At 40.7% G+C, this 8041-nt stretch carries 7 protein-coding genes; 6 read left to right on the top strand and 1 reads right to left on the bottom strand.

What is annotated here, in order from left to right:
• Positions 1–48: 48 nt before the first annotated feature.
• Positions 49–969: an alpha/beta hydrolase gene (locus GW12_RS13395; protein WP_034588431.1), complete on the bottom strand. Its 921-nt coding sequence runs from the start codon at positions 967–969 to the stop codon at positions 49–51.
• Positions 970–1219: 250 nt separating this feature from the next.
• Between GW12_RS13395 and GW12_RS13390 the strand changes: the two genes are divergently transcribed.
• The 6 genes from GW12_RS13390 (at position 1220) to GW12_RS13365 (ending at position 7991) form a co-directional block, all read left to right on the top strand.
• Positions 1220–1756, top strand: a complete 537-nt coding sequence (locus GW12_RS13390; protein ID WP_034588429.1) for a TetR/AcrR family transcriptional regulator — start codon at positions 1220–1222, stop codon at positions 1754–1756.
• Between the two features lie 161 nt (positions 1757–1917).
• A complete protein-coding gene (locus tag GW12_RS13385) occupies positions 1918–4029 on the top strand; it encodes a TonB-dependent receptor (protein ID WP_034588426.1) in 2112 nt (703 codons plus the stop codon).
• Positions 4030–4262: 233 nt separating this feature from the next.
• Positions 4263–5261 (top strand): putative oxygenase MesX, encoded by a 999-nt coding sequence (locus GW12_RS13380; protein ID WP_034588424.1) that lies wholly within the window; start codon positions 4263–4265, stop codon positions 5259–5261.
• Between the two features lie 49 nt (positions 5262–5310).
• Complete coding sequence (locus tag GW12_RS13375) at positions 5311–6339, top strand: methionine synthase (RefSeq protein ID WP_034588422.1); 1029 nt, start codon at positions 5311–5313, stop codon at positions 6337–6339.
• A 99-nt stretch (positions 6340–6438) separates the two neighbouring features.
• Positions 6439–6933 carry a flavin reductase gene (locus GW12_RS13370; RefSeq protein WP_034588420.1) on the top strand — a complete coding sequence of 165 codons (495 nt, stop codon included), beginning with the start codon at positions 6439–6441 and terminating at the stop codon, positions 6931–6933.
• A 140-nt stretch (positions 6934–7073) separates the two neighbouring features.
• Entirely contained in the window at positions 7074–7991 is a 918-nt protein-coding gene (locus GW12_RS13365; RefSeq protein WP_034588418.1) for a LysR family transcriptional regulator, read from the top strand.
• The last annotated feature ends 50 nt before the right edge of the window (positions 7992–8041 follow it).

The raw sequence follows: 8041 nt of genomic DNA, 5'->3' as shown, positions 1-8041 counted from the left end.
GATTTCATCGAACTCAGGTTGCTTTACATTAAATAGATTTCTTTGGTTTCATCCATTTAAATTCTTAAGAAAATTCAACTGGTATCCGACATTTTTTGAGAAATAAGGCTCGAAGTATGGATCAAAATGATCGGCTTCCATTTCGATAACTTGCAGGAAAGGATTCTTCACCTTTTCAATTTTTTCAGGAACAAAAGGTGCGACAGTATCTTGTTTCGCTCCAATAATCAGCATAGGAACTTTGACCTGTTTTAACCGTTTCCATGGGCGATAGAATCCCATGGTTAATAAGGACCGTGCAGTTACCCGATTGTCATAGTCTATATTCAACTTTTCTTTGGCAAGTTCCATGGCATTCCAGGCCTGATCACGATCCATGGCTCCCAATTGACCTGGTTGAGAAACAGTGGGAATACAAATGCGTTCACCAGGTTTAATTCTGTCTGCCAGACCATACCCTAAGAATTTAAACATTTGTGGGAGGGGAACAGAGCGAACAGTTTTGATGCCATCAAGCATAGGAACCTGGATAATCGCGCCTTTTAATTCAGGATGCTTTGCTGCCAAGTCCACTACGTGTCCACCACCAAATGAAGTCCCCCAAACAATGATGTTGTCAGCATCTACTTGGGATAAGGATTTCAGATGTGCTAATGCCTGGTGAGCAGTTTTTACGCGTTTCCACGGATTGATATCTTGCCGTGGTAAGCCAGCACTACGTCCCCAACCTGGATAGTCGAACTCCATTACCGCATAACCTTGGGCAACAAAGTGATTGATAAAAGAGTCGGTTAATGCACCTTGAATACTTCCCCAACCACCCACCATAAGAACTGCTGGAAGTTTCTGATTTTTACACTCGTTTGGAACATGTAATGTTGCCGAGCAAAGGGTGCCATCGGTTAAAAATGTAGATTCAAGGACAGATTTCTTGATATGTGAGGTATCAGGATATTTGCGGTCTGACATATATGTTTGCCTGCTCTTAGATTTTTCGATGGCTACCTTCCATCTCATTTTCATTGAAGAATGCACCAGAAAATTAAACTTATTTTGATCAATCCATAGTGCATTATTATTCTTTTACGTTATCTTGAATGACAATCAAGATAACTAAATTTAACTATATTCTTGAATACTATTCAAGAAATATTTACGATGCTGTTTTTGATAGTTTTATGCGATAGAACTTTAATTACTAGAAGAGTGAGAAATCTGAATGGCCCGTAATAAACGTGTACAAGATCGAGAACAAAAACAACAAGAGATCATTGATGCTGCACGTTTGTTGTTTCTGACTGAAGGGTATGATGAGACATCCATGAGCCGTATCGCCGTGGAAGCTCAAGTTGCGCCGAATACCATTTATTGGTATTTCAAAAATAAAGATGAACTGCTGGTGAGTATTCTCAATGCGGAATTAACCAGGCATGCAAATGAATACATGATGCAATCCGAAAAGGAGCTTTCTGAACGCCTGATCTGGGTGGTGGATCAGCTGCAATTGGTGAATCGTCTAGTGAGTACTGTACATGCCAGATTAAAGTTTTCACCCGAGTTGAAAGAGTGGCATGAGCGATTTCATACCATGGTAGAAGCGTTATTCCGTTTGGAATTACAACAGATAGGTGTTTCCGCAGATCAAATGGAAACGAGAGTCAAAATAGCTGTTTTTACTATAGAAGGTCTTTTAGCGCATCAGTTACCTGAGCCAGAAAAAAAAGCTATTTGTTCGGCATTAGTTGCCAAGTTTTAGTTAAATTATAAATAGAAGTAATTAGAGAATGATAAGTTCTTCAATGGAAAATTCGAGATTATTCCCAAAATATATCGTTAGGTAAATTTAAAAATTAATAAAAATAGATATTTGGCATACGTTTTGCTTGTAAGGGGCGCATTATACTTATAGGGATTAAGATGAGATTAAAAGCATTAACCATCGGACTTTTTGCCACTGGGAATTTATTTAATTTTGCTTTTGCTGGTGGAACGCTTTATCCCCAACTTGAAACCATTCACATTTTTGCACATGCCGATTCTGAAAGCCAAAATGGTATTGCATATTCAGCTACCCAAGGAACGGTCACTAAAGAACAACTCAAAAATCGGCCTATGCTTCGACCTGCTGAAGTTCTAGAAACTGTACCGGGTTTAATCGTGACCCAACACAGTGGTGATGGTAAAGCTAATCAATACTTTTTACGTGGCTTTAACCTCGATCATGGGACAGACTTCGCGACCTCGGTTGATGGTATGCCATTAAATATGGTGACCCATGCACATGGGCAGGGATATACAGACATAAATTTTGTTATCCCTGAACTTATTGAAAACCTGCATTATCATAAAGGTTCTAATGAGGCTGCTGATGGTGATTTTGCTTCGGCAGGTAGTGTCAAACTCAAAACCATCAGCACACTTGATCGTCCATTTGTACAAATGACATTAGGTTCACACGATTACAAACGTATCATTGCTGCTGAAGCTGCAGAAATTGCAGACGGTACATTGCTTGGTGCCGTAGAAGGTTTAAGCAATGATGGGCCATGGGATAGAGATCAAAATCTAAAAAAACAAAACTATTTATTAAAATACACACATGGTGATGAAAAGAATGGCTGGAGCTTAACAGGCAATCATTACGATTCCAGCTGGAATTCGACAGATCAGGTGGCTCAGCGTGCAGTTGAACAGGGCTTAATTGGACGTTTTGGTACGCTCGATCCAAGTGATGGTGGAGAGACCACCCGTACATCCATTGCCTTTGAAAAGCTGGTGACACATGACGATCAACAAACAGAGTTCAATCTATATGGCATTCATTCCAAATTAAATCTGTTCTCTAATTTTACTTATTATCTTACGGATGCAGAGCGTGGCGATCAGTTTGAACAGGCGGAGGATCGTTATATCTTTGGTGGAGCTGTCCAGCATAATTGGCACAGTCACTGGGATAATCGGTTGGTGATTATCCGAATAGGCGCATCTACACGTTTTGATGATATAGATGGATTAGGCCTCTATCAGACACAAGGTCGCCAACGTTTTAATACTATCCGTGAAGATCAGGTGAAAGAATATAACGTCGGTGTTTGGGCAGAGAATCAGGTGCAATGGACACCATGGTTCAGGAGTATTACAGGTCTGCGTACAGACTACTTCAATTTCGATGTAGATTCAGATTTAGCAGTAAACTCGGGTCATACAGATGACCACATTTTCAGTCCAAAACTGAATTTGGTTTTTGGTCCATGGGCGAATACCGAATATTACGTGAATTATGCTTACGGTTTTCATAGCAATGATGCACGTGGGACGACCATTAAAATCAATCCAGATCCGCGAGATGAAAGTTATCTAGAACAAATAGATGCCGTAGATCCACTGGTAAGAACGAAAAATGCGGAACTTGGCGTTCGTGGACAGTGGTTGCCAAATTTAAATACCACCATTGCATTGTGGCAATTGGATTCAGATTCGGAGTTACTCTTTGTGGGTGACGCGGGTACAACTGAAGCGAGCCGTCCGAGTCGTCGTCAAGGTATTGAGGTGAGTAACTTCTATAAGCCAAATGACAATTGGATGGTAGATGTTGATTTGGCCTTATCCAAAGCACGATATAAAGACCATGCTGAGGAAGGGAGGTACATTCCTGGTGCGATTAATAGAACTGCATCCGCTGGAATTATTTACACACCTGCACAACCATGGAGCATTGGCTTAAGAATGCGTTACTTTGGTGCAAGACCGCTGATTGAAGATAACAGTGTGAAATCAAGTGCATCAACTTTGGTCAATCTACAAGCTGGCTACGAGATTTCTAAAAATCTAGAGGCAAAACTGGATGTGCTGAATTTGTTCAACCGTAAAGTGAATGACATTGAATACCTGTATGAGTCCTGTTTAGCCAATGAACGTTCTACACCTGAGTGCGATGCAGCTTCAGATAGCCGTGAAGGGTTTGTAGATCAGCATATACACCCAGCAGAAGACCGTAGTTATCGTTTTTCTCTGAAATATACATTCTAATCAATTTGGAAATATTCCATGAAAACCTCCCCAGACTGGGGAGGTTTCTGTTTTTTCAGGTAGAGATCGATATTTAGGAAAATATTTAGTAAATCGTTTGGAGAATACCTTAAAGTGAATTTCCTTCAACTTTAACTGAATTTATATCGTTTTACTCATTTAGAAATTCACGCTTAAATAAGCCCATTCAGAAATTTTGCTTTTATTTTAAAAATTTAAGGTTGTGAATCTCCATGAGTAACAAATTTGCATGTTCAATTAAACGTATTCGTTTTGATGAGAACTATGAGCCAGCAAACAGCACACGTTTGACTACGAACTTTGCCAATTTGGCACGCGGGGAAAGCCGTGAAGAAAACCTGCGTCGTACCTTGGCGATGATCAATAACCGTTTTAATAGCTTGGCAACGGTAGATAATCCAAAAGGTGATCGCTATTCACTTGAAATCGATATTATCTCTGCTGAAATTGATATCGAAGGCAACGGCCAAACGTTTCCATTTATTGAAACCCTAAAAAGTACCATCATTGACCATCAAACGGGTGAACGTATTGAAGGCATGATTGGTAACAGTTTCTCATCGTATGTGCGTGATTATGACTTTAGCGTGGTACTACCAGCACTAGGTTGTAAGTTTAATGAAATGCCAGAAGACTTTGGCGACCTGCACGGCAAGCTTTATTTACATTTAGTGAATTCTGATGTGTTTAAAGCTGAATTCAAAAAACAGCCAGTGATCTGCTTAAGTGTTTCGACAACCAAAACGTATTACCAAACTGCCAATGTACATCCAGTACTCGGTGTGGAATACACTAATGATGATTACTCTCGTACTGATGCCTACTTTGCCAAAATGGGTTTAAGCGTACGTTACTTTAAGCCTCAAGGTGCGAACGCGCCACTCGCATTCTACTGCGCAGGGGACTTGTTACGTGATTACACCGATTTTGAATTGATCAGTGCCATTAGCACCATGGAAAGCTTCCAACGCATCTATCGTCCTGAAATCTACAATACCAATTCACCTGCAGGTGTGGTGTATCAACCAAGCTTGAGTTATGGCGATTATTCATTGACGCGTGTTGTCTATGACCGAGTTGAACGTGGTCAGTTAGCTGTGAAACAAGGCAAATGGACTGAAGAAAACTTCATCAAGCCATATAAACACATCCTTGATGAATGGGCTGCCAATTTCAAAGTAGAAACAGCCCAGAAAAACCAAGCTGCTTAAAAACTCAAGATATTTACAGATTTGCGAATTTAAAGAAAGAAGATTAGTTATGGCAATTTTACTTCCTACCTCAACAGCAGGCAGCTTACCGAAACCATCTTGGCTTGCTGAACCTGAAAAGCTGTGGTCTGCGTGGAAACTTGAAGGTGAAGAACTTTTAGAGGCGAAACGTGATGCACTGAAGTTATCTTTACATGAACAACGTCAAGCAGGCATTGATATTGTCAGCGATGGTGAACAAACCCGTCAGCACTTTGTCACCACATTTATTGAACATCTTGAAGGTGTGGATTTTGAGAAACGTGAAACCGTTCGTATCCGTAACCGTTACGATGCCAGCGTACCATCAGTTGTAGGTGAAGTTTCTCGTAAACAGCCTGTCTTTGTTGAGGATGCCAAATTCTTACGTAGCCAAACCAATCAACCGATCAAATGGGCATTACCTGGTCCAATGACGATGATTGATACACTGTACGATGGTCACTATAAGAGCCGTGAAAAACTGGCCTGGGAATTTGCCAAGATTCTGAATCAGGAAGCTCTGGAACTCGAAGCAGCAGGAGTAGACATCATCCAGTTCGATGAACCAGCATTTAACGTGTTCTTTGATGAAGTGAATGACTGGGGGGTGGCAACTCTGGAACGCGCGCTTGAAGGTCTGAAATGTGAAACAGCCGTTCACATTTGCTATGGCTATGGTATTAAAGCCAACACAGACTGGAAAAAGACCTTGGGTTCAGAATGGCGTCAGTACGAAGAAGCTTTCCCTAAACTGCAAAAATCCAAGATTGATATTGTGTCCTTAGAGTGCCAAAACTCACGTGTACCGATGGATTTAATTGAACTGATTCGTGGCAAGAAAGTGATGGTCGGTGCCATTGATGTCGCAACTAATCAGATCGAAACACCTGACGAAGTGGCCGATACTTTACGCAAGGCACTTCAGTTCGTCGATGCAGACAAGCTGTATCCTTCAACCAACTGTGGTATGACACCGCTGTCTCGTCAAGTGGCACGTGGCAAGCTTGAAGCGTTAAGTGCAGGAGCTGCCATTGTTCGCCAGGAGCTTTGTGCTTGACACCAAAGGGGACGAGAGCAGGGGCGAAAGATTCATCCATCATTCGCTTCTGCTTGATTCGAAGCACCACGCCAATTATATACATTTGAGATCAAAGAGATGATTGAAGCAACTGACTTTAGAAATGCAATGTCTTTATTGACGACTGCTGTAAATGTTATTACAACACAAGGTACAGCAGGGATGCATGGCTTTACTGCATCTGCGGTATGTAGTGTCACCGATACACCACCAACATTACTGGTTTGTATGAATCAATCCTCTCGTTCTCATGCACATTTTATTGAAAATAAAGTGCTATCAGTCAATGTACTCAGCACACAGCATGAACAGCTCTCAAATGCATTTGCATCAAGCAAATTCAATTCTGAAGACCGTTTCAAACTTGGGAGTTGGACCACACTCAAAACAGGTGCTCCGATTTTAGAAGATGCTTTGGTAAGTTTTGATTGCAAGATAGAAGAGATTAAAAATGTTGGCACACATAGCATTTTCTTATGTCGTGTATTAGCCATCAAACAAAGTCAACAAGAGGAAAGCCTGGTCTATTTTAACCGTGCTTATCATCAGATTGGTGAGGTCGAAACAGTTTAATAAGCATAAGTAATATGTATTCATATTGAGTGAATTTGATTCACTCAAATCAATGAAAGTTGAGATTTATACATCTTTAAGTTTCATTACCGTATGCTGTCTCTGACAGATAAGGCTTTTCCCAATGGTTTGGATCTTTCATGATTGAATTACGACACTTAAAGACACTTAGCGCTATACGTGAACATGGCTCTTTAGTCGCGGCAGCAAGTGATTTATGTTTAACGCCGTCTGCAGTATCGCATCAACTGCGTGAGTTGGATCAATGGTTTGGTGTGGAAGTTGTGAACCGTAAGACTCGTCCGGTTAGTTTTTCAAATGTTGGATTACGCCTATTGAAGTTGGCAGATGAAATCTTGCCTCAAGTTCAAATAGCACAAAGCGATATTACTCGTATTGTTCATGGACAAACAGGACGCATTATTTTTTCTTCAGAGTGTCATAGTTGTTTTGACTGGTTGATGCCACTTCTGAATCAGTACCGTAGTCAATATCCCGATGTTGATTTAGATTTTGCTTCTGGTTTTGAAGCGAATCCACATGAGCTTTTGCAAACAGGTGAGTTTGATCTGCTGATTACTGCTGATCCAATAGCCCTGAAGGGAATCGAATATTTTCCAATTTTTGAGTATGAATCTCGGCTAGTTTTATCTAATACACATCCGTTGGTGCGTGCCAAAGAGATTACAGTACAAGAACTTGCAGAAGAAACCTTGATCACTTATCCAGTAGATAAGCATCGTTTGGATATCATGTCATGTTTATTTATTCCGGCGAACATCATGCCTAAGAAAATTCGAACTACTGACTTAACCCAAATGTTGATCCAGCTAGTGGCTAGTGGTCGAGGAATTGCTGCATTACCAGATTGGGTTGTAAGTGAGTATGAACAGAAAGGATGGGTATCGTCACGACGTTTGGAATGTGTTTCGCCTCAAGGTTTGCGCCGTAGCTTATATGCGGGTTATAGAATTGAAGAAAAGCAAAAAAACTATTTCGAAGGTTTTTTGAAGCAGCTTGAGCGGTTTTCTAAGATGAGGATGGATTATTACAGTTAGCTAGTAAAAAAATCTAAGTACAATAAATCTTTTAGGCTCTAGACTAGCAG

Origin of the sequence: Acinetobacter sp. HR7 (assembly GCF_000773685.1) — a bacterium.
Lineage (GTDB): Bacteria > Pseudomonadota > Gammaproteobacteria > Pseudomonadales > Moraxellaceae > Acinetobacter > Acinetobacter thermotolerans.
This window is presented reverse-complemented; position numbering and strand designations above follow the sequence as displayed.

What these genes read in the sequence shown, in the direction of transcription:
- GW12_RS13380 (WP_034588424.1), top strand. Translation starts at nt 4,263, where the DNA reads ATGAGTAACAAATTTGCATGTTCAATTAAACGTATTCGTTTTGATGAG.
- GW12_RS13390 (WP_034588429.1), top strand. Translation starts at nt 1,220, where the DNA reads ATGGCCCGTAATAAACGTGTACAAGATCGAGAACAAAAACAACAAGAG.
- GW12_RS13395 (WP_034588431.1), bottom strand. Translation starts at nt 969, where the DNA reads ATGTCAGACCGCAAATATCCTGATACCTCACATATCAAGAAATCTGTC.
- GW12_RS13385 (WP_034588426.1), top strand. Translation starts at nt 1,918, where the DNA reads ATGAGATTAAAAGCATTAACCATCGGACTTTTTGCCACTGGGAATTTA.
- GW12_RS13370 (WP_034588420.1), top strand. Translation starts at nt 6,439, where the DNA reads ATGATTGAAGCAACTGACTTTAGAAATGCAATGTCTTTATTGACGACT.
- GW12_RS13365 (WP_034588418.1), top strand. Translation starts at nt 7,074, where the DNA reads ATGATTGAATTACGACACTTAAAGACACTTAGCGCTATACGTGAACAT.
- GW12_RS13375 (WP_034588422.1), top strand. Translation starts at nt 5,311, where the DNA reads ATGGCAATTTTACTTCCTACCTCAACAGCAGGCAGCTTACCGAAACCA.